The 19,677-nt window shown below is 46.0% G+C and carries 21 protein-coding genes and 2 riboswitches; of the genes, 6 read left to right on the forward strand and 15 right to left on the reverse strand.

The window, feature by feature from the left end:
* The first annotated feature begins 426 nt into the window (after positions 1–426).
* From ACXN9U_RS18100 to ACXN9U_RS18110, 3 genes are all read left to right on the forward strand, one after another.
* Positions 427–594, forward strand: coding sequence for a hypothetical protein (locus ACXN9U_RS18100; RefSeq protein WP_003150808.1), 168 nt, complete (start codon positions 427–429; stop codon positions 592–594).
* A gap of 102 nt (positions 595–696) precedes the next feature.
* A complete protein-coding gene (locus ACXN9U_RS18105) occupies positions 697–1,173 on the forward strand; it encodes an LURP-one-related/scramblase family protein (protein ID WP_438420930.1) in 477 nt (158 codons plus the stop codon).
* Positions 1,174–1,257: 84 nt separating this feature from the next.
* Positions 1,258–1,344, forward strand: a riboswitch (SAM riboswitch).
* 78 nt (positions 1,345–1,422) lie between these two features.
* Positions 1,423–2,559 carry a 5-methyltetrahydropteroyltriglutamate--homocysteine S-methyltransferase gene (locus tag ACXN9U_RS18110; RefSeq protein ID WP_060963927.1) on the forward strand — a complete coding sequence of 379 codons (1,137 nt, stop codon included), beginning with the start codon at positions 1,423–1,425 and terminating at the stop codon, positions 2,557–2,559.
* 130 nt (positions 2,560–2,689) lie between these two features.
* Here the strand turns inward: ACXN9U_RS18110 and ACXN9U_RS18115 are convergent, their stop codons facing one another.
* Together ACXN9U_RS18115 and ACXN9U_RS18120 are read right to left on the reverse strand one after the other, a co-directional pair.
* On the reverse strand, positions 2,690–4,042 hold the full coding sequence (locus ACXN9U_RS18115; protein WP_060963187.1) for an IS1182 family transposase: 1,353 nt from the start codon (positions 4,040–4,042) through the stop codon (positions 2,690–2,692).
* A 130-nt stretch (positions 4,043–4,172) separates the two neighbouring features.
* Positions 4,173–5,054, reverse strand: coding sequence for a methyltransferase domain-containing protein (locus ACXN9U_RS18120; RefSeq protein ID WP_489202000.1), 882 nt, complete (start codon positions 5,052–5,054; stop codon positions 4,173–4,175).
* A 361-nt stretch (positions 5,055–5,415) separates the two neighbouring features.
* Positions 5,416–5,516, forward strand: a riboswitch (purine riboswitch).
* A 139-nt stretch (positions 5,517–5,655) separates the two neighbouring features.
* Here ACXN9U_RS18120 and ACXN9U_RS18125 point away from each other — a divergent pair.
* The gene (locus tag ACXN9U_RS18125; protein WP_060963925.1) at positions 5,656–6,849 is read left to right on the forward strand and encodes a NupC/NupG family nucleoside CNT transporter; all 1,194 of its coding nucleotides are present in this window, start codon (positions 5,656–5,658) and stop codon (positions 6,847–6,849) included.
* Between the two features lie 47 nt (positions 6,850–6,896).
* Here the strand turns inward: ACXN9U_RS18125 and ACXN9U_RS18130 are convergent, their stop codons facing one another.
* The 3 genes from ACXN9U_RS18130 to ACXN9U_RS18140 all read right to left on the reverse strand — a co-directional run bounded on the left by ACXN9U_RS18130 (position 6,897) and on the right by ACXN9U_RS18140 (position 10,276).
* The gene (locus ACXN9U_RS18130) at positions 6,897–7,571 is read right to left on the reverse strand and encodes a DUF3298 and DUF4163 domain-containing protein (protein WP_489202001.1); all 675 of its coding nucleotides are present in this window, start codon (positions 7,569–7,571) and stop codon (positions 6,897–6,899) included.
* A 140-nt stretch (positions 7,572–7,711) separates the two neighbouring features.
* Complete coding sequence (locus ACXN9U_RS18135; protein WP_016937459.1) at positions 7,712–8,020, reverse strand: hypothetical protein; 309 nt, start codon at positions 8,018–8,020, stop codon at positions 7,712–7,714.
* Between the two features lie 204 nt (positions 8,021–8,224).
* Positions 8,225–10,276: a catalase gene (locus tag ACXN9U_RS18140; RefSeq protein WP_060963924.1), complete on the reverse strand. Its 2,052-nt coding sequence runs from the start codon at positions 10,274–10,276 to the stop codon at positions 8,225–8,227.
* A 199-nt stretch (positions 10,277–10,475) separates the two neighbouring features.
* Here ACXN9U_RS18140 and citH point away from each other — a divergent pair, with 199 nt between their 5' ends.
* Positions 10,476–11,756 carry a citrate transporter CitH gene (citH, locus tag ACXN9U_RS18145; RefSeq protein WP_101605350.1) on the forward strand — a complete coding sequence of 427 codons (1,281 nt, stop codon included), beginning with the start codon at positions 10,476–10,478 and terminating at the stop codon, positions 11,754–11,756.
* 41 nt (positions 11,757–11,797) lie between these two features.
* On the opposite strand, the gene bglS is transcribed toward citH, so the two are convergent.
* Both bglS and licT read right to left on the reverse strand, forming a co-directional pair.
* The gene (bglS, locus tag ACXN9U_RS18150) at positions 11,798–12,529 is read right to left on the reverse strand and encodes a beta-glucanase (protein WP_016937456.1); all 732 of its coding nucleotides are present in this window, start codon (positions 12,527–12,529) and stop codon (positions 11,798–11,800) included.
* 189 nt (positions 12,530–12,718) lie between these two features.
* Positions 12,719–13,552: a BglG family transcription antiterminator LicT gene (gene licT, locus ACXN9U_RS18155; protein WP_060963922.1), complete on the reverse strand. Its 834-nt coding sequence runs from the start codon at positions 13,550–13,552 to the stop codon at positions 12,719–12,721.
* Between the two features lie 170 nt (positions 13,553–13,722).
* On the opposite strand from licT, the gene ACXN9U_RS18160 reads away from it, so the two are divergent.
* On the forward strand, positions 13,723–15,009 hold the full coding sequence (locus ACXN9U_RS18160) for an MFS transporter (protein ID WP_101605349.1): 1,287 nt from the start codon (positions 13,723–13,725) through the stop codon (positions 15,007–15,009).
* Positions 15,010–15,027: 18 nt separating this feature from the next.
* Here the strand turns inward: ACXN9U_RS18160 and ACXN9U_RS18165 are convergent, their stop codons facing one another.
* The 8 genes from ACXN9U_RS18165 to ACXN9U_RS18200 form a co-directional block, all read right to left on the reverse strand.
* Complete coding sequence (locus tag ACXN9U_RS18165; RefSeq protein ID WP_060963920.1) at positions 15,028–16,467, reverse strand: DEAD/DEAH box helicase; 1,440 nt, start codon at positions 16,465–16,467, stop codon at positions 15,028–15,030.
* A gap of 32 nt (positions 16,468–16,499) precedes the next feature.
* The gene (locus tag ACXN9U_RS18170; RefSeq protein WP_060963919.1) at positions 16,500–16,895 is read right to left on the reverse strand and encodes a hypothetical protein; all 396 of its coding nucleotides are present in this window, start codon (positions 16,893–16,895) and stop codon (positions 16,500–16,502) included.
* Complete coding sequence (locus tag ACXN9U_RS18175; RefSeq protein ID WP_060963918.1) at positions 16,876–17,214, reverse strand: hypothetical protein; 339 nt, start codon at positions 17,212–17,214, stop codon at positions 16,876–16,878. Before ACXN9U_RS18175 ends, ACXN9U_RS18170 begins: the two co-directional genes overlap by 20 nt.
* Positions 17,201–17,566, reverse strand: coding sequence for an SMI1/KNR4 family protein (locus ACXN9U_RS18180; protein ID WP_060963917.1), 366 nt, complete (start codon positions 17,564–17,566; stop codon positions 17,201–17,203). Before ACXN9U_RS18180 ends, ACXN9U_RS18175 begins: the two co-directional genes overlap by 14 nt.
* Before the next feature lie 50 nt (positions 17,567–17,616).
* Positions 17,617–18,078, reverse strand: coding sequence for a DUF2716 domain-containing protein (locus ACXN9U_RS18185; protein WP_060963916.1), 462 nt, complete (start codon positions 18,076–18,078; stop codon positions 17,617–17,619).
* Positions 18,079–18,141: 63 nt separating this feature from the next.
* On the reverse strand, positions 18,142–19,011 hold the full coding sequence (locus tag ACXN9U_RS18190; protein WP_060963915.1) for a hypothetical protein: 870 nt from the start codon (positions 19,009–19,011) through the stop codon (positions 18,142–18,144).
* A complete protein-coding gene (locus tag ACXN9U_RS18195; RefSeq protein WP_060963914.1) occupies positions 18,999–19,277 on the reverse strand; it encodes a hypothetical protein in 279 nt (92 codons plus the stop codon). Before ACXN9U_RS18195 ends, ACXN9U_RS18190 begins: the two co-directional genes overlap by 13 nt.
* A gap of 16 nt (positions 19,278–19,293) precedes the next feature.
* Positions 19,294–19,659 (reverse strand): YxiJ family protein, encoded by a 366-nt coding sequence (locus tag ACXN9U_RS18200; RefSeq protein WP_060965092.1) that lies wholly within the window; start codon positions 19,657–19,659, stop codon positions 19,294–19,296.
* Between the last annotated feature and the right edge of the window lie 18 nt (positions 19,660–19,677).

Below are 19,677 nucleotides of genomic sequence, written 5' to 3' on the forward strand. Positions count from 1 at the left end.
GTTCTGGAGACGAAATCGAACCCTTTTAAAAAGCTGCGGAAAATGTTCAGACGATTTTTTGTAAGATAACATCTCGTTTTCTTACAAAAAATAAGGAAAGCGCTATCAAATCATAATCTTCCGTTAGAAGCAGTTATTTTGCATATCGCAGGATTTTTTAGGGTACTGAATAACACAAGGCAAACGAAAACACCTCATTAGTTAATTCGGCACTGTCAAAAAATAGTGAAAAAGTTATATAAACGATCATCAATCAGCAGCCGATACAATCTATAGAACCACAACAAGAGCAAAATCAACCGCAGATCATAGTCATTTTTACGGAAAATGTCTTTATTTTTTAAAAAAGTGACAATTGTTTGAATACTTTTCGTTTGTTTTTTCGTACAATAATAATACCAAAACTTTTTTTGGGAGGTATGTAAAATGATGCTACTTATTTTTGCTGCTTTGACAGGATACCTGGTTTTCTCTTTCAGTAAGGACAACCGCCGGAAAACGCCAAAGACAAGCCCGCTGGTGACAGCTGCCGACACGAATAACATCATTGATTTAAATGCGATCCGTCAGAAACGCCGGATGCCGCTATCATAAAAACGACAGCTGCCGCAAAATCGGCAGCCTTTTTTTGTGCACCCCTCCAATATGAAACCATCCGTCTCCTTTTTACGTACAACATAAAAAAGGAGTTTTTTTATGTATCATTTTTATATCAAAGAGCGGATGTTTACGTTTAAGAATCGGTTTCAAGTGTTTCTTGAAAGCGGAAAAGAAGTCTACAATGTTGAAGGAAAGCTGTTTTCGTTCGGTGATGAATTGAAGCTGACTGATTTGGACGGCCGCACGCTCGCCAGCGTCAGTCAGAAACTGATGTCGCTCGTTCCCCGTTACGAAATTTCCGTCGGCGGCAAGCCTGTATGCCAAGTCATCAAGAAAATGACGTTTTTCAAACCGAAATTTGAAATTTCCGGAGTCGGCTGGGATATTACCGGCGATGTGTGGGGACGGAATTTTCAAGTGACAGACGGGAAATCAAACCGGATGACCGTCACCAAATCATGGATGAGCTGGGGCGATTCTTATCATTTGGAGATTGAAAATGAAGAGGATATTGTTCTTTGTCTTGCGATCGCAATCGTGATAGATATGATTCTATTTGAGGGTGATAAATAAAAATATTTATCGAAATATATTGACAATATAAGATAATATACTAAGATTAAGAGTATTACAGTTTATTCTGAAAAATAGCATATTTCCTTATCAAGAGAGGTGGAGGGACTGGCCCTATGATACCCGGCAACCGCTGTTCAGCAGAATGGTGCTAAATCCTGAAGATAAGGTTGAGATTTGCGGACGCAAGCTCTTCCCTATCCAAGGGAAGAGCTTTTTATATTTCATTGAGGAAAGAAGGAATCGTTCATGTCACAGCAAAACACAGAACAACCATTGCACACTCTTCTTAGAAAAAACCCGCCGTTTCGCGCGGATCAGGTCGGAAGCCTGCTCCGGCCGGCGGCTGTGAAGCAAGCCCGCCTGCAAAGAGCGGCGGGTGAGATTTCGGCAGAACAGCTGCGCGAAATCGAAAACCAAGAAATCATCCGCAGCGTAAAAAAGCAGAAAGAAACCGGCCTCAATGTCGTGACTGACGGCGAATTCCGCCGGGCCTGGTGGCATTTTGATTTTCTCGAAAACTTAGACGGCGTCGAAGCGTTTACGCCAGATAGCGGCATTCAGTTTCACAATGTACAGACGAAAGCGCGCGGCATTAAAGTAACGAGAGATATTGATTTTTCTCAGCATCCGATGCTCGAAGATTATAAATTTCTTCACAGCATTGCCGGCGATGCTGTTCCAAAAATGACGATTCCAAGCCCGAATATGTTGTTTTTCCGCGGAAAATTGGAAAAAGCGGCGTATCAGAATGATTACAAACAATTTCAGCATGATGTATCAAAGGCGTATAAAAAAGCGATTCAAGCTTTCTATGACGCCGGATGCCGCTATCTTCAGCTCGATGATACCGCATGGGCCGTTTTCTTATCGGAAGCGGGGCTTCGCCAGATTGAAGCATTCGGAACGACGCCGGATGAGCTGCGCAGGCTGTTCGCAGCTTCTATTAATGACGCCATTAAGGATCGTCCTGCCGACTTGAAGGTTACGATGCATATCTGCCGCGGCAACTTCCAGTCCACATGGACGGCTGAAGGCGGATATGATGCGGCGGCGGAAACGATTTTTGACGGGCTTGACCTTGACGGATTGTTCTTGGAATATGATGATTCCCGCTCCGGCGGCTTTGAACCGCTCCGTTATGTCAAACGCTCTGATCTTCAGCTTGTACTCGGTTTGATTACGTCGAAACACGGCGATCTCGAAGACAAGGACGCGATTAAACGCCGGATTGAAGAAGCTTCTCAATATGTCAGCCTGGATCAGCTTTGCCTCAGCCCGCAATGCGGATTCGCTTCCACTGAGGAAGGAAACCTGATCACAGAAGAACAGCAATGGGCAAAACTGCGCCATGTCGTCGACATCGCCGGTGAAGTCTGGAAATAAAAAAAGACACGCTAATAGCGTGTCTTCAGCTTGTAGAGAAAACGATGTTTTTTCTACAAGCTTTTTTGTTTTATACAGTTTCTTTAGATATTCATCAGGTTTCAGATGCAGAAAAAGAGCTCCCACATGCCTAGCCTTGTTTGGCTAGGTATGTGGCAATCTTCTTCATATTCTGGCATGCGGCTGTGAGGAGGACTTGCTCGCTCACATTCCGCTTTCCCCTCAACCTGCAATAGCGAAGCCCATGCAGCTGTTTTGAATCTGCAAAGCTTCGCTCTATTTTTTCTTTTCTTTTTTTGTAGAGGTTTTTTCCTGAAACAGACAAGCGATTTTGTCTGACCCTTTCTTTATGGTCCTCCCATACATGCCGGGTGATGACCTTTTGGCGGTTCTTTGATTTTGTGCATTGTGCAAGCAATGGGCATGCGGAACAGATTTCAGGATTTGATTTATATGACCGGTAGCCTTTTCGGTCAGTTGTTGAGTATGTAAGTGTTTGGTGATTTGGACAAATGTATCTATCTTGTTCACTGTCATAATGAAATTTCCATTTTGGAAACAAGCCTCTGGCAGGGTGATATCGTCTATAGGCAATAACGCCAAAAATATGGCGGTCAGCTAATCCTTTACAGATCGGGGTCGTTAAATAACCAGAATCAAGAGCGACGGCTTCTACATCAAAATCAAATCGTGCGATTTGGTGATCCAATCGGTCAAGATAAGGTACAGAATCATGGACATTTCCGGGCGTGACATAGGCGTCGGTGATAATGTTATGTTTCATATCCGTTGTTCGGTGATCTAAATAAAAGAAACCCTCCGGTTTATTTTCACGATACATATATCCACTTTCCGGATCAGTTGTACTGTGGCGGATCTCTTTTTCAGCTTTCACCTCCTCTTTGACTTTTAACGGCTTTTTTCCGTGTTCCTCCCGATCCTCTTGTATGGCTTCATTTAAATCCTTGATATAGTTTTGGGTATCCTGCGCAATTGTTTTTCTTGTGTATTTATGCTTGTTGGCATTGGCTTTCAGATGAGTTGAATCAGTGAATAGGACACGTCCGCCCACCATGTCATGATTGATGGCCTGAAGAACGATCTCATCAAAGATGTCTTGGAAGATGGTTGTATCTTTAAAGCGTGTGCGTCTGTTCCAGCTGATGGTGGAGTGATGCGGAACTGGATCATTTATGTTCAATCCGAGAAACCATCTGTATGCCATATTGTAGTAAATTTCTTTTTCGAGCTGTCTTTCTGAACGGATACCGTAGAGGTAGCCGATAAACATCATTTTGAATAAAATCAGCGGATCGAGTGAAGGGCGGCCTTTGTTTTCGCTGTAGTAAGGCTTAACCTTTTCAATGATAAAAGAGAAGTCTATGTGTTTATCAATTTTTCGAAGCAGATGATCTTCTTCGACGAGTTGGTCAAGCAAAACAAATTCGGCTGTGTTTTGAGAAGAGTTTCTTGTGTGGAACATGAGAAAGACACCGTCCTTTTTAGTCTTTCTTTTATTTTAATACAGGAGAATGGATATTTTAAGGAAAAATAAAGGCTGTCGAGATTTTCTCGACAGCCTGAAGACACGCTAATAGCGTGTCTTTTCCGTTTTACAGCGGATCGGTCCCGATTAAAACTTCGATATCTATCGTGATATCAGCCGCTTTTCGGCCGATAAACCGCTGAATGCTTTCTTCAGTGCATTTCCATGTTAGGGGCGTCATTTTCACAAGCCGTTCAAGATCAGGCTGCGATAACGTCTTCGTGTAACGCAGCCGTTTGCGATCAAAGGTTTGAAAGCCCGCTTGGAAACGGCAGGCCGCTGAATCGGCGGTGTCATTCCGCCGGGGACTGTCTCCGAAAAAGAATTCCCTTACTTCCTTCAAATAATCACGCCGCGGCACCGCTTTAATGACTGTGCCGCCCTTTCGTAAAAGCCTGCTGCATTCTTTGTAATTCCAAGGTGATAAAACAGACATCACGACATCAAAACGGCTGTCGGCAAACGGCGCATCCGCCACATCAGCGACGGCAAAAACCATTTGATCCCCGAAGGCCTTTGCCGCATGCAGCACACCTTCTTTCGAGAGATCAATGCCGATTCCCGTCACAGAAAAAGCGGGCTGCAGCAATCGGCATACGGCAGCTAAATGGGAGCCCTCTCCGCATCCCGCATCCAATACCGCCGCCTGTTTTTGCGGAGATTGCGTACGGCTGATGATGGCGGCGATCTCTTTTTGAACCGGCGCAAAAAACTCCCGGCTGTCAAAAAGCTCGCGTCTCGCTTCAAACAGCTGCCTGTCATAGCGTGTTTTGACCGCTTTATTGAGGAAATTCACATATCCTTGTTTTGATATATCAAATGTATGCCCGTTTCCGCATATCAAGCTTTGATTTTGGGAGACCGCCATGGCCGTACGGCATAGCGGACATCTGAATACGGACTGGCATGATTGCAGTAATTCCGCGCGTTTTCTTTTCATCGACGCCAAAAAAACACCTCATTCATTCGTAATTTTGATGAAATGAAAAAGGCATAGACAAATAAACCTTGCCAAATTGGAAGGTTTAACCTATTTATCTATACCTCTCATTATCTGTAACGAATGAACTGGATGATCACGAAAATGACCCCTTTTCTGCCGCCTTTTGAAGGCTGTGCCCTCAGATCCATTTTACCAGTCGCATCCAGTCTTTACAATGAACTAGAACGGTTTCAGGGGCGTTTTATACCTTTATTATCCAATTACTTTTACATATCCTTTATTTTCTTTATTTATAATATAAATTTATTATTTTGAAAATATCTAAAAAGGTTGATTTTCAAAAATTGAAACGATAAAATACTGCTATCTCATGTAATATCGTTATTCTTGTATATGATCAGTAATATGGTCTGATTGTTTCTACCTAGTGCCGTAAAAGACTAGACTACAAGAAAGTTTGCATAAATTTGAACGAGTGAAAAGCATATGATGCTGTCAGTCTATTCTTTTCTTTTGGCTCTTATTTATCACACTTTCTGGCTTTCAGGAATTTGTGACGAATAAGAGCTTTTTTTATTTCCATAATACCCTTATAGGAGTTGCTCACATGTACTTTTTATTGAACATTGTCGGTCTCATTGTTGTCATGGCTGTTGTTTTCTTATGCTCTCCCAACAAGAAGAAGATTAAATGGCGTCCGATTGTCATGCTCCTCGTCTTTGAGTTTCTGATTACTTGGTTTATGTTAGGGACAAAAGTCGGCGGCTTTGTCATCGGGAAGATCGGCGCCTTCTTTACATGGCTGATTTCCTGCGCCAGTCAAGGGATTGCGTTCGCTTTTCCGTCTGTCATGGCCAATCCGACGGTTGATTTTTTCTTCAGCGCATTGCTGCCGATTATCTTCGTCGTGACCTTCTTTGATATGCTGTCGTATTTCGGTATTCTGCCGTGGCTCATTGATAAAATCGGCTGGCTGATTTCTAAAATATCCCGTCTGCCGAAGCTGGAGAGCTTTTTCTCCATTCAGATGATGTTTTTAGGAAATACGGAAGCCTTAGCCGTCATCCGCCAGCAGCTTGCCGCCGTCAACAACAACCGGCTTCTGACATTCGGGCTGATGAGCATGAGCAGCATCAGCGGCTCAATCATCGGATCGTACTTGACGATGGTTCCGTCCACTTATGTGTTTACAGCCATCCTGCTGAATTGCTTAAACGCGCTTTTAATCGCAAATATGCTGAATCCCGTTGACGTTTCTAAAGAGGACGATATCATTTACGTACCTTCAAAAGCGGAGAAAAAAGACTTCTTCTCTACGATTTCTAACAGTATGCTTGTCGGCATGAACATGGTGATTGTCATCTTAGCGATGGTGATCGGGTATGTGGCGTTAACCGCCGCGTTAAACGGCGTGCTCGGACTGTTCGTGCACGGTTTGACCATTCAAAAGATTTTCTCATACATTTTCAGCCCATTTGCCTTCCTTCTCGGATTAGGCGTACATGACGCGATGTATGTCGCACAGCTGATGGGCATCAAGCTCGCGACGAACGAGTTTGTGGCGATGGCCGATCTGAAAGGGCATCTGAATTCACTTCCGCCGCACACGATTGCGGTGGCGACGACATTCCTGACATCATTCGCAAACTTCAGCACCATCGGTATGATCTACGGATCTTATCAATCTCTGCTTGATGGTGAAAAATCAGCCATCATCGGGAAAAACGTCTGGAAGCTGCTTGTCAGCGGAATTGCCGTTTCCTTATTGAGCGCGGCGATTGTCGGATTGTTTGTCTGGTAAAAGAAAAAAAGCGATACCGCTCCGTTCTGGAGTGATATCGCTTTTTTTTATTGATAGACGGATGCAGGCACGAAGACGTCCCGGATTCCTGCCGCATACGGCCCGAGATCATATTGCCCGAACACAACGGCAATGCCGTTTTTCGTAAAGAAGAAAGGTCTTTCGTTGTTCAGGGTGATCTCCTGTTTTTTGACGTCCTGATCGAACAGATCGTCATGTTTCTTGATGTAGCCGTAAAGATAGTCTCTCGTTTTGTTACCTTTCGTTTTCGTATTCAGCACATCTTGGAGGGTGACCCGTTTTTTTGCGGTCAGGTCGTAATTAAAGGTCTGAACGGATGTCAGCCCGTGTGCGCCGCCTGTGTAAATGTAGTTTTCCGTCAGAATGCTGAGCTTGCCGTCTTGATTATACTTCACCTTGAAGTCTGCTTGGTATTCCGCTTTATAGCCTTGTTTCTCACCGTCTTGTTTGTTTTTCACATATTCTTTGTACGAGTTTTCAATATAGCGTTTGAAGTCCTGATTGATTTTCTTTTCAAAAGATGCGTTTCCCGTATTTGTGACCTCGGGGTATGTCAGCTGCTTTACATGCTTATACGTATGGCTTTTGACAACGGGCTTTGCGGTTTGTGCAGCTTCGGCTGAAGGGGTGAAACCTCCGAACGGCGCGGCTGTCAGCACTGCCAAAAGCACGGCCGCCATCATTTTGAATGTCTTTTTCATCACAACTCCTCCTTTTCATTTACCCGTTCCCTTTTTGAAAACGGGTTACACACTATAGACAGCGCAGATCAGGAAATTGTTTCTGGGCCTTCTCTCACATTTTCTCCATAAAAAAGAGACATGGTTCATCCATGCCTCTTTTACCGGGAAGGTCTTTGCGCAATGGCTTCATAAACGGCTTCCGCCAGATCGGAGTTGCCGAACATCTCCAAAACGCCGATGACGGTTTGATCAGGAATCGGTTCTGATTCCTCCTTCGGCACGACGAGCTCTTCAGCCGTTTTTCGCAGCTCTTCGTTTAAAGGCTGTCCGGGGTAAGCCCTGCTGTAAATCGCCATCGGATCAAGGTCATGATTGACGCACCATTGGGCAAACACCAAAATCATCATGTTTTCGTCACGCCGATAATATTCTTCGAGTTGTTTTTCAGTAAACGGCTTCACTATCATTCGCTCCTCCAGAAAATCTATCCCTAAGATACACAAACACAGAGCGGAAGTAAACCAAAGAGGGTGAAACATTTACTTCACAGCGGGAAGTGCGGATGTGCACGGAAGCGATTTTCGTTTTCTTCCCATATTAATGCTTCGTTCCGATAGTTCACTTTCACAAGAAAAAAAGCGCCCCTCTCATAGAAAGGCGCTTTGTCATTCTTATATTTTTCTGTCCCAATGCCGATGCTCAGCCACGGCCTTCAGAAATTGTTCATGGTTTCCGTCCGGAACAAGGCCGGGGCCGTTTTCGGTTCCGGCGGCGAGGGCGAGAAGTTCTTTTCCTTCACCAGAGGCGCCGATCGCTTTGTAATGGCTGAAGGCTTCACTGACGAAATCTTTAGCCGATTTTTGGGCTTTGAGGCTGTCAGTGCTATGTTGTCCGCCCGGAATGAATACAGCGTCATACAGGACGGAATCCGCTGTCAGGAAAGTGGCTGACGCTTCGAGCTCCGTGCCGTTTTCTCCCTTGATGGTTCCAAGCACAGGACTGATGATATCGGCTCTGACTCCCGCCTGTTTGCATGCGTCAAGCAACTGTTTGACTTCCTCATCGGCAAACCCGTGGTCGGCTAAAACCGCGACCTGCCTTGTGGCTGCCGTCTTTACCGTATTTTCCTGGCTTAAGGCCGGGGAAGTGAACGTTTCATCAGATTCACGGTCCTTTGGCGGCGGGTTCACACCGATTCCTTTCGCAACGCGCTCGGCAAGACCGGCGTCGACGTGACTGAAGACATCAATCACCTGCTGCTGCACATCCTTGCTTTTCACTTTTCCTACCTCAAAACAGAACGCGGAGATGATATGTTCCTTCTCGGCGGGAGACATGCTGTTCCAGAACATCTTCGCCTGAGAAAAATAGTCATTGAAGCTCTCGCTGCGCTGGCGGATTTTTCTGCCTTCTACTTTTTCCTCATAATGAACGTATCCGCCTTCTTCTTCTGAGGCCGGCGACGGATCATTGTTCTGCAGAGAGTTTTTATGATAGGCGACAGGGCCCTTATTGATCGTCATCCGGTGGTAGCCGTCGTATTGGTTGTTATGGAACGGGCAGACCGGCCGGTTGATCGGAATCTCGTGAAAATTCGGTCCGCCAAGACGGATGAGCTGTGTATCTGTATAAGAGAAAAGCCGTCCCTGCAGGAGCGGGTCATTGGTGAAATCAATGCCCGGCACGACATTTCCCGGGTGGAATGCGACCTGCTCCGTTTCCGCAAAGACATTGTCCTGATTGCGGTCGAGGGTCATTTTTCCGATCAGCTTGACGGGAACCAGTTCCTCCGGCCACAGCTTCGTCGGATCAAGGATATCGAAGTCAAATTTAAATTCATCTTCTTCGTCAATCATCTGAACACCGAGCTCAAACTCGACTTTGCCGCCGTTTTCAATGGTCTCCCACAGGTCACGGCGATGGAAATCGGGATCTTTCCCGGCAATTTTCTGCGCCTCATCCCATACGAGAGAATGCACGCCGAGAACCGGCTTCCAGTGGAATTTCACGAAACGCGCTTTTCCTTTCTCGTTGACGAAACGGAATGTATGCACGCCGAAGCCCTCCATCATCCGGTAGCTTCGCGGGATGCCGCGGTCAGACATCGTCCACATGACCATGTGCGCGGATTCAGGATTGTTGGCGACAAAATCCCAGAACGTATCATGAGCCGTCGCTGCCTGCGGCATTTCATTGTGCGGTTCCGGTTTAAAGGCATGGACGAGATCCGGGAACTTGATCGCGTCCTGAATGAAGAATACCGGAATATTGTTTCCGACGAGATCGTAATTCCCTTCTTCGGTATAAAACTTAGTCGCGAATCCTCTGGCGTCACGGACTGTGTCGCCTGACCCTTTGGAGCCCGCCACTGTTGAGAAACGGACGAAGACAGGCGTTTTGACAGACGGATCCTGTAAAAATTTCGCCCGTGTATATTCCGTCATCGGTTCGTACACCTGAAAATGCCCATGAACGCCGTATCCGCGGGCATGAACGACCCGTTCCGGAATCCGCTCATGGTCAAAATGCGTCATTTTTTCACGAAAATGAAAATCCTCCATCAGTGTAGGGCCGCGGACACCCGCTTTTAAAGAATGCTCATCCTCAGACACACGAAGTCCCTGATTGGTCGTCATTTTCTTCCCGCTGTTATCAGACCTGTACTGCTCAAGCTGCTCGTCTTTTGAGTGCTCATTTACTCGTTTGTTTTGATCATCACTCATGTCAGTTCCCCCTTTTAAAACGAAACATTCTACAGCACATTTACCCGCGGTGTTCCCTATATAAACTGCTGATCGGCTCAATAGGATTTTAGGTCTATATCTAAATATGCGGTCATACACATTTGAAATAAGCCTTCGTGACAGAAAGAAAACATGGAAGCGCTTACTAAAACAACCGTTGAAAAAGGGAGGTCCTATCGTGCTTGCCATACTCGGTTTTGTGATGATCATTGTCTTTATGTACCTTATTATGTCTAACCGGCTTTCCGCTCTTATTGCCTTGATTGTCGTTCCTGTTGTGTTTGCCCTGATCAGCGGATTTGGCAAAGATCTCGGCGGGATGATGATTCAGGGCGTGACAGACCTCGCTCCTACCGGTATCATGCTGTTATTCGCCATCCTTTATTTCGGCATTATGATTGACTCAGGCCTGTTTGATCCTCTCATTGCCAAAATCTTATCATTTGTCAAAGGAGATCCGTTAAAGATCGCTGTCGGTACAGCTGTCCTGACGATGACCATTTCGCTGGATGGAGACGGGACAACGACCTATATGATTACGATTGCGGCGATGCTGCCTCTTTATAAACGGCTCGGCATGAACCGTTTGATATTAGCGGGAATTGCGATGCTCGGTTCAGGGGTCATGAATATTATTCCGTGGGGCGGACCGACGGCGAGGGTTTTGGCTTCCTTGAAATTGGACACGTCAGAGGTCTTCACTCCGCTGATTCCCGCCATGATTGCCGGTATTCTTTGGGTGATCGCCGTTGCTTATCTCCTCGGAAAGAAAGAGCGGAAGCGGCTCGGCGTCATTTCGCTTGATCACGCGCCGTCCTCCGATCCGGATGCGGCGCCGCTCAAGCATCCCGCTCTCCAATGGTTTAACCTGCTGCTGACTGTCGCTCTGATGGCCGCGCTGATTACCAGTCTGCTCCCGCTCCCTGTTCTTTTCATGACCGCGTTCGCCATCGCCTTGATGGTTAACTATCCAAATGTCAAAGAGCAGCAGAAGCGGATCTCGGCGCATGCGGGAAACGCGTTAAACGTCGTGTCCATGGTATTTGCGGCCGGCATATTCACAGGCATTCTCTCCGGTACAAAAATGGTGGATGCGATGGCACATTCTCTCGTTTCACTCATTCCTGATGCCATGGGCCCGCACCTCCCGCTGATCACTGCGATTGTCAGCATGCCGTTCACCTTTTTCATGTCAAATGACGCCTTTTACTTCGGTGTCCTTCCCATCATCGCCGAAGCCGCTTCCGCTTACGGAATAGACGCCGCTGAAATCGGAAGGGCCTCCTTGCTCGGCCAGCCGGTGCATCTGCTCAGCCCGCTTGTGCCATCCACCTATCTATTGGTCGGAATGGCGGGCGTCAGCTTTGGCGGCCATCAAAAATTCACCATTAAATGGGCTGTGGGGACAACGATTGTCATGACAATTGCGGCGCTTTTGATTGGGATTATTTCGTTTTAATCAGAAAAGGATTTCCGCTGACGGAAATCCTTTTCTATACATTATTTTTTTGTATAACGCACCCAGTCGTAATGTGCGTATAGCGGATTTACGCCATTGTAGGAACCGAGCCAGTCATCGACACCCGTACCATTCCACAAATTCATCATGATTTTCCCCGGCGCTGACGGAATTTGGGTTGTCGCAGTATGTTTTAATTGCCCATCCACATACCATTTAATAGAGTTTGGCTGCCAATCGAACGCATACGTATGATAGGCATTGGCTGCATCAAATCCGAGATCCGCCAGCTTCTCATGGTTTCCCGCGCCATTTGTATAATAGTTAAATTGAACCTTTGTTGTGTCTTTTCCTAAAAACTCGATATCAATCTCATCCCAAGGAGTCCCATCCGTTGGACCTGTATAAGTAAAGAACGATGAAACAATCCCTGTGTTTTTAGCCGGTTTCATTCTGACTTCATAAAGTCCATAGCCATATGTTTGAGCCGAGCGGTTTTCCCCGCAGTCAAACTTGTTATAAGACGGACTTGTCAGCGCCAAACGCATTTCACCTGATGACGTCACGGATACGTTATTTGCACGCCAAGTGCAGTTAAACATATCTCCATTCGAGTAACCATTTGCTTTTTGCCATAATCCGGAGTTATAGCTGTTAAAAGGTTCAAAAAACGATCCGCCTGTTTGAGCCGAAGCACTAGAAGTGACCGCACACAAACTCAAAAACAATCCAGTGACAAGAAGCAGCAGCACTCGTTTCATACGATAAGGCATATTGGCATTCCCCTTTCTTGGAAAGCGTTTTTTTATTGATCATACATGATTCTGTTAAAAGGGAACATCGGTCAGAATAATGATAATAATGAATCTTAAAAAACCTAAATTACATTAGCACAGTAAGAGATGATCCGCACTCATTGTAATTTAGGCTCATATGTAAAAACAAAAATGATAACGCTCTCATTATGCTTGTTTGACTACCCTTTCTATATGAATCGTTAAATACAGCAGCTCATCACTAGTGAGCTTGTGCTCATACTTTCTCTCCATGGAGGTTTGGATTTTCTTCGTGCATTCATACGCCCGATGGTATTTTTCTTTCACTGTCTCCAGCAAAAAATCGTCCCGGCTTTCCATGTGTGTGCCGTTAAAAAGACGCTGTGCGAAAAACTTTAAGTGGGTGACAAACCGATAATAGTGAAGTGATTCTTCATTGAATTCAATCTTAAAATGGTATTTTACGATACTCAAAATCTCTTGCATGACTTTTGTAATGCTGATGATATTGGGCATCTCCTCATTCAGCTCGGCATTTACAATATGCAGCGCAATAAAGCCTGCTTCATCCTCCGGCAGAGACACGCCAGTCTTGTTTTTCACCATGATCAGCGCTTCTTTTCCGATTGCAAATTCGTCTTTGTAGAGCCTTTTTGTTTCCCACAGCAAGGCATTTTTGATATCCAGCCCTTTCTTATTGCGCTGGATGGCAAAGTTAATATGGTCGGTCAGCGACACATAAATGCTGTCGTTGAGCTTTTTGCCGAGCCGTAATTTCGCATAGCTGATAATCTCTTCGGATACTTCCATACACTCGATCGGGATATCATACAAAAGGGTTTTGAACTTTTCGGATACATCTCTGTTATCGAGGGTGAACACTTTCTCAATGCGTGCTTCATCTACAGGGTCTCCTATTTTCTTTTGAAAAGCAATGCCCCGGCCCATGATAACCAATTCCTGATTGCCTTCCTTAAGCACACTGACGACATTATTATTAATGACTTTCGCAATCTTCAATTCTGTCTCCCTCCCGCCTGACCATTACCTGCCACACCTTGATTGTACATCCTTTTTGAACTAGGTCAATATCTCCAGGTCAATCAGAAAACAGGGTGCAGAAATCTTTGTCCAACGATGCGGATGAGGCGCATATAATGTAGAGAACCGGTTTTTGAGAAGGAGCGTGTGTGATGAAACGGTTTTCGAAAGAAGAAAGCAGCTGGATGCTGTATGATTGGGCCAATTCAGCTTATTCGGTCATTATTATGACGGCGGTATTTCCCCTGTTTTTTAAAGCGGCCGCGGCGGAGAACGGCGTCAGCGCGGCGGATTCCACAGCTTATTTAGGCTATACGATTGCCGCCGCGACTTTTATGTTGGCGATGCTCGGCCCCGTCTTAGGAACGATTGCCGACTACAAAGGATGCAAGAAACGGTTTTTTGCCTTCTTTTTTCTGATTGGTGTGGCGGGCACCGCCGCGCTGGCTTTGATTCCCGGCGAATCTTGGATGCTGTTGTTAATTTGTTATACGATTTCCACGATCGGCTTTGCCGGATCTAATGTGTTTTATGATGCGTTTCTCGTTGATGTGGCCGCAAAGGAGCGGATGAATATGGTGTCGGCCAGGGGGTTTGGGCTGGGCTATATCGGCAGCACGATCCCTTTTCTCCTCAGCATTGCCGTCATTCTGTCAGCACAAGCGGGGGTGATTCCGCTGTCCGCCCAGGCTGCGGGCCGCATTGCCTTTTTGATTACGGCGGCTTGGTGGGGACTGTTCACGATTCCGCTCCTTCGCCGCGTCCGCCAGCGCTATTATATCGAGAGAGAGCCGCGGCTTGTCGTCAGCAGTTTTAAACGGCTGGCCGGCACGCTGAAGCAGATCAGGAAGTACCGGGCGCTGTTTTTGTTTCTGCTCGCCTATTTCTTCTACATCGACGGGGTCGGCACCATCATTACGATGTCGACGTCATACGGGGCAGACCTCGGCATCAGCGCGGCAAATCTGCTGATTATTTTATTTGTCACACAGGTTGTCGCCGCGCCTTTTTCGATTTTGTACGGGCGGCTGGCCGAACGGTTTAAGGGAAAAACGATGCTTTATGCCGGAATCGGCGTGTATATGATTGTCTGCACGTATGCTTATTTTATGGATTCCGCTTTTGATTTCTGGGTTTTGGCTATGCTTGTCGCCACTTCCCAAGGCGGTATTCAGGCGCTGAGCCGCTCTTACTTTGCCAAGCTTGTCCCCAAACCGCACGCCAATGAGTTTTTCGGCTTTTATAATATCTTCGGCAAGTTCGCTTCGATTATCGGCCCGCTTTTGATTGCCGTGACCGCCCAGCTGACCGGGAATTCGTCAGCCGCCGTGTTCAGTCTGATTTTGTTATTTGTGATCGGCATTGCCATCCTTGCATTTGTGCCGGAAGAGAACAGTGCCGATATCAGCCAGCAGCAAAATGACCTGCCCCTTTAACTGGGAGCAGGTCATTCATCATTTATTCGCTTTATTCACCTTCAGCTTTTTCCCTTTGACGGTTGTGTTCTTCATCACTTTAAGAACTTGAGGGCCTTTTCCGTTTAAAATCTCCACGAAAGAGGCGTTGTCCATGATTGTGATAATGCCGATGTCATCAGCTGTCACACCGTCAATTTTGGCGATCGTTCCTACAAAATCAACGGCTCTGATTTTCTTTTTCTTCCCGCCGTTAAAGTACAGCTTCATGATGTCTTTGTTTAACTGTTCGCTTCTGTCTGTTTTGACGTCTGGGCGGGCGTTCAATTTTTCCGCAAAAGCCGCTTTCCGTTCCGCTGTTTCTTTTTCTGACGGTGCTTCACGCTTTTGGATGCGGAAACCGATATATGTCTCAATGTCATTCAGAAACCGCGATTCAAACGGCGTCACAAACGTAATGGCCCGGCCGCGGTGTCCGGCGCGCCCCGTTCGGCCAGTGCGGTGCACATAGCTTTCTTTTTCAAGCGGAATATCATAATTGATGACGAGGCTGATGTTTTCGATATCAATTCCTCTGGCGGCAACATCGGTCGCAACGAGATAGCGGAACTCGCCGCGCTTGAACTCATTCATGACGTCAAAGCGGTCTTCCTGCACCATGCCGCCGTGAATTTTATCGCAAGGATAGCCCAGCCTGTCCAGCTCATCGGTTAACTGGATGACTCTTTCTTTTGTCCGGCAGAATATGATGCAGCTGTCCGGGTTTTCGGTGATCAGGACATCACACAGCAATGATGATTTATCCTCTTCTGCTGTTCCGGTGACAAAATGCTCAATATCTTTTGTCGTCAGGCCTTCCGCTTTTACTTCAATCAATTCAGGGTCTTTCATATATGTGCGGCTCAGCTTCTCGACGTCGTCAGGCAGCGTCGCTGAAAACAGCATGGTGACTCTGTTTTTCGGCAGATGCTGAATGATGGCTTCCACCTGTTCAATAAATCCCATATTCAGCATTTCGTCCGCTTCGTCAATCACCACATACGCCAGCCGTTCAAGCGGCAGCGTCCCTTTTTCTATATGATCAAGCACTCGCCCCGGCGTTCCGGCAACAACGTGGCTTTTTTGCTTCAGTTCGGTTTTCTGTTTATCAAAAGAAGCTTTTCCGAAAACCGCCGTGGCTTTTATCCGTTTAAAACGGCCGATATTCGTAATATCTTCTTTAATCTGCGCCGCAAGCTCGCGGGTCGGCGTTAAAATCAGGGCCTGCGGTTTGTTTTCCTCCCACTCCGCAAGCTCGCAGATCGGAATGCCGAAGGCCGCGGTTTTGCCGCTGCCCGTCTGCGATTTGACGACGAGATCTTTTTTTTGCAGCGCGGCGGGGATGACGCGCCGCTGCACTTCAGTCGGCTCGGTGTATTGCAATCCTTTCAGCGCCCGTTGGATATCAGGGCTGATCGCGTATTCATTAAACTCATTCATAACTAAACTCCTTCTCTGTCCGGCTCCCCTCATTATACGCGAAACGCCGCCGCTTTACCCTGACGTTTTGCGGGGACATTCGGAGACTGCTTTTTCTTCATGTCAAGCACGACCCACTTGGCGCAATAGAAGCTCATTCTTCCTTCCCCGTCATCGACATAATAGCGTATCGATTCCCAGCCGCCGTCGACCGGGCTGATACCCAGACGGATGTCGGTGATGCTTTCCAGGTCATCCAGCCGGGCAGCACTCACACCTTCAAACCGCAGCACAGCATCATACTGTCCATCAGTCAGCCTCAGCTCAAACACCGGGATTTTATCATAATACTCGTTATATCCGGTATAGAACATAAACTCCGTCAATTCAAAACAACCCGGCGAATCCGGCCGCAGCATAACTGCTTTCTCATGTTTGTGCCACTCCATTTTGTGCCTCCTTCTCCTCTGCTGCTGCTTCATATTGACAGCAGTAAAAGCGGAACGTTTGGTTCTCCCACTCCTCCACGAGAAAACGCTGTCCCTCATCTCCGGCAGCAGCAGGATCAATTGTTACAATGCCTGAACCAGCCGCATGACTCTCCATTTCTTTTATTTGCACGAAAGAAACGTCTTTGCACATGAGCCTCAAACAAATGAGCTGATGTTCATACTCGAAGGAAAACGCCAACTCAATTACAGAAATCTCTCGTTTCCGGAAGAGACGGAATTCTAAAAGCTCCTGAATCAGCCACTTATTCTTTTTCATTTTCTATAAATTCTCCTATAGAAGCGGCATACAACTCAACATCGGCAGTCTCATGATCCCACAGATAAACAGTCTCCTCCATTACGCCGTCCGTCTTTTTCAAGCACAGCTTATCTCCGGTTCCGTTGTCGGCAATTACGATCATATCGTCGGGCATGCTCTCTTCTCTGCACACACTGTTTTGCCTGATCACATCATCCCAAGTTTTCTGTAAGCGGCTTTGTTCACGGACAGGAAAAAAAATCCATTCTCCAATTTCCGCAGGGTTCTTTTTATGAAGCAGCCGTTTATATGCTTTCGGAAAAGACGCTCTCAAGCTTTTTTCCGCAGCTCCGAACTCTTCTTCTGTCATCCTGTTATTCCTCCTCCCGTAAAAGCATGAAATTCATTCACAAGCTGTCTTCACTTTTGAAATAAGACAGGAGCGTTTCTTTCTATCGCCCTTATTAGCGGTGAGCCAAATATCGTAATGGTTTGCTGCCGCGGATCCCCCAACAGCCCCCACTGAAAATCCTGGTGAATAAAGAAACCATAGTCTCCGTTTGGAATAACGGGGACAAGCCATTCACCGAATTCATCTTTATCAATTGGCGCATGAGGATTAAATAGATAACATTCATGCTGCCAGTCCAGCGCATACATAAACTCATGCTTTAACGTACAAGATTGAAATGCCTTTAGAATCTGCATCTCTGCATCTTCCAGAAAACCGATACCATTGAATCCTTGAGATGCATCAAAGACCTGAAACGGCTTTGGAGGTTTCATTGAAGCAAATATACTGCCCGGTTTCCATTTCACTGCGCGATTCACCCTGCGCCACAAGCACTCTGTCTCCTCTTCACTCAAACCATGCCAATTCATGTATTTCTGCCTCCCGCAGTTCAAACGTCTCATCTCTGCTCTCCCTTGTTCAAAAGCCGCCTGTCAGCTTAGTAAGTAAAGTCGGTTGCTCTCATCAATCCCCGCAGCCTTATCTTGATACGCAGTCACTTGCGTAAAACGGAGAGCTTTTCTTGAGACTTTATCAGTGAGCTGGTATTGCCCAGCCTGTTTTGTCATGTTATGAAATTTTAGTGCTTTGTCAATTCGGCACGAAGCTTCATTCCGAATCAAAAAGTAATATGATGAATCAATCTTGAATTGTGCACTAAAGTCAAAGTCTGCCTTCTGAAAGCTTAACGTTTCGCCTTGCAAATCGACCTTCCGAATATAATCTTCACCAAGTGTATGATAATGAAGATACAGGGCATTCTTTTCTGCATATGCTCCATAAAAATGATCAATAAGGTGCGGATACGTACAGAAAGACTCACAACGAGATTTCCAAGTTCCGTCTGTAAAAGGAAAGCGGGTCACGCCTTTTGAACTGATATCGTCGTCCAGACAAGAAAATATTCCCGCTTCATCGTATCCCAGCCACAAATGATTTGCAGAATCGACTGTCATTGACCGGATATAACGGCCCCCGTAAAACGAATGACAAAACCCTTTAATCGGGTGCCATACATAAATATTCGGTTCTTCATGAACCATCCCATCTTTATAGTCCATATGAATGATAAATAAAAATAAATCCCCGGATTTCTGAACACCGGTTATTTTCTTTGATGTTTCAATTTGATAGCGATGACGTAAATATCCATCCCTGTTCCGGAATATGAAAATGCGGTTGATATATTTATCTTTCCGCTTTTCCTGAGCCAGTACGATGAGTTCCGCTGCATTCATGGACAAAATGATTGGGCCGCTTGTGTTTATTTTTGTATTGATTCTTGTAAAGACTAATTCCGACATGGATGTACCCTTTCTTCTTGCGTTTTCATATATTCCTGCAACCAATATCTTAATTCTTCTATCGTATGCAGATACGAATCAGGCGTATCTTTCAGATCAAACCCGCTCAAATATATGAGCATCTCCCAAACGGTTTCGTCCTCAACCGCCGGATCATCTGCAGCCACATACTCAGACGCCCAATCCGACACTTCTTCCCTCTCCGCTTGACCGTTCAAGATCAGACCAGCCTTTTTCAGACATTCTGCCATTGTTGGTTCTTTCACGTCAGAAGCCTGCCTTTCATTTCTTGTTTAAAATGCTGACCAACAGCCTTCTCACCCGCTCGTGCCGCCCGATTTCCCGGCTGAGCTCCGGATAATCTGTTAAAGCGTTTTTCAGCTGTGCATATTGCGGATAAAGCTCAAAAAAGGATTTATATAAGGCTTTACGCTGCCGCGCAGGCATTTGTTTATTCGCCAAAACAAAATCTAAGCTGCCGCAGACAAACGCGAAGTATTCATAAAAATCCCCAGCGCAGGCAGCACCCTCAAAGTCTTCTTCAAATTTTCCTGCATCTGAAGGCAGCGGACCCTCTAATTCTTTTTTGTGTAATTTCAAGTTTCTGATGACGTCATTATTTAAAGAATATCTGTTGGATCTTAACATCTTATTTAGCCAAGAAGA

The sequence above is a fragment of the Bacillus sp. BACIII genome (genome assembly GCF_057836745.1).

Coding starts and splice junctions, on each gene's coding strand:
- ACXN9U_RS18190 (WP_060963915.1), bottom strand. CDS start 19,011: ATGTCGGAATTAGTCTTTACAAGAATCAATACAAAAATAAACACAAGC.
- ACXN9U_RS18110 (WP_060963927.1), top strand. CDS start 1,423: ATGTCACAGCAAAACACAGAACAACCATTGCACACTCTTCTTAGAAAA.
- ACXN9U_RS18180 (WP_060963917.1), bottom strand. CDS start 17,566: ATGACAGAAGAAGAGTTCGGAGCTGCGGAAAAAAGCTTGAGAGCGTCT.
- ACXN9U_RS18100 (WP_003150808.1), top strand. CDS start 427: ATGATGCTACTTATTTTTGCTGCTTTGACAGGATACCTGGTTTTCTCT.
- ACXN9U_RS18115 (WP_060963187.1), bottom strand. CDS start 4,042: ATGTTCCACACAAGAAACTCTTCTCAAAACACAGCCGAATTTGTTTTG.
- ACXN9U_RS18135 (WP_016937459.1), bottom strand. CDS start 8,020: ATGATAGTGAAGCCGTTTACTGAAAAACAACTCGAAGAATATTATCGG.
- ACXN9U_RS18125 (WP_060963925.1), top strand. CDS start 5,656: ATGTACTTTTTATTGAACATTGTCGGTCTCATTGTTGTCATGGCTGTT.
- ACXN9U_RS18175 (WP_060963918.1), bottom strand. CDS start 17,214: ATGAAAAAGAATAAGTGGCTGATTCAGGAGCTTTTAGAATTCCGTCTC.
- ACXN9U_RS18200 (WP_060965092.1), bottom strand. CDS start 19,659: ATGTTAAGATCCAACAGATATTCTTTAAATAATGACGTCATCAGAAAC.
- ACXN9U_RS18170 (WP_060963919.1), bottom strand. CDS start 16,895: ATGGAGTGGCACAAACATGAGAAAGCAGTTATGCTGCGGCCGGATTCG.
- ACXN9U_RS18185 (WP_060963916.1), bottom strand. CDS start 18,078: ATGAATTGGCATGGTTTGAGTGAAGAGGAGACAGAGTGCTTGTGGCGC.
- ACXN9U_RS18140 (WP_060963924.1), bottom strand. CDS start 10,276: ATGAGTGATGATCAAAACAAACGAGTAAATGAGCACTCAAAAGACGAG.
- ACXN9U_RS18130 (WP_489202001.1), bottom strand. CDS start 7,571: ATGAAAAAGACATTCAAAATGATGGCGGCCGTGCTTTTGGCAGTGCTG.
- ACXN9U_RS18165 (WP_060963920.1), bottom strand. CDS start 16,467: ATGAATGAGTTTAATGAATACGCGATCAGCCCTGATATCCAACGGGCG.
- bglS (WP_016937456.1), bottom strand. CDS start 12,529: ATGCCTTATCGTATGAAACGAGTGCTGCTGCTTCTTGTCACTGGATTG.
- ACXN9U_RS18105 (WP_438420930.1), top strand. CDS start 697: ATGTATCATTTTTATATCAAAGAGCGGATGTTTACGTTTAAGAATCGG.